The 859-nt window shown below is 58.4% G+C and carries 1 protein-coding gene and 1 pseudogene; both read left to right on the top strand.

The window, feature by feature from the left end:
- Window positions 1-157 (top strand): annotated as a pseudogene (locus tag BMI01S_RS41760) (IS30 family transposase); the annotation flags it as partial.
- 399 nt (window positions 158-556) lie between these two features.
- On the top strand, window positions 557-766 hold the full coding sequence (locus BMI01S_RS37785) for a hypothetical protein (protein ID WP_156123899.1): 210 nt from the start codon (window positions 557-559) through the stop codon (window positions 764-766).
- Window positions 767-859 lie beyond the last annotated feature (93 nt).

Raw genomic sequence — 859 nt, 5'->3', positions numbered from 1 at the left:
CCTGAGGCAGTACTTCCCGAAAGGTATCGATCTGTCGGTGTACTCACAGGCCAAACTCAATGCCGTGGCAAGAAGGCTGAACGAGCGTCCAAGGAAGACATTGAATTACGAAACGCCGGCTGAACGGTTCCAGAAAACTATTGCATCGACCGGTTGAATCCGCCGCCTTGAACCGGCCGCCCGGCGACCGACTATGGGTGTCCGAGATGGGTCGATTTGACCCATTCGTCTTCGCACCGAAGTGACGCGCCCAGAGGCGACCAGCATTATTGAAGGTACATCTCGAGCGATAACTTCGTGTAGTTCGCCCACTGCGCAATCTGACACCCGGCGGGACCAATTGTGCGGAGAAGCAACTCCGATTGCACGGGGCACGTCGGCCGATACAGTTCGAACAGCGCAACGCCCACGCCGAAACGGTTCGCATACGTTTGGCGTCGGCACACGGACGATTCTCATCGCTGTTCTTTTTCGCTCGGCGCGTTGAATAAAGGTGGCAGCTCGCCCGTTTACTCTCGATCCCAACCAACGCTCCTCCAGGCGCGGGAGGCCGAACATGAAACGGATCCACACGCTGCGCGCACCTATGGACGGCATGTTACTGGCCGACAGTATGGCACGCGGCGGTTCAGTGCACGCCCTGCAACACCCGATCACCACCCGTGTTTCCAACGGCAATGGTTCCACAGCTCGCGTCGACGCAAATCTGAAGCATTCGTGGAGCATTGCCTTCAATCCGAAAAGCGTCGCCTGGGTCGCCAAGTGAAACCCAGGAACGCTCGCGCGCCGTGAACCGGACCGCAGTCCTCTCTCGCGCTAACGCACGGCGCAATTTCTCGCCAGTCACACTATGGAGGAA

The sequence above is a fragment of the Paraburkholderia mimosarum LMG 23256 = NBRC 106338 genome, assembly GCF_000739815.1.
Lineage (GTDB): Bacteria > Pseudomonadota > Gammaproteobacteria > Burkholderiales > Burkholderiaceae > Paraburkholderia > Paraburkholderia mimosarum.
This window is presented reverse-complemented; position numbering and strand designations above follow the sequence as displayed.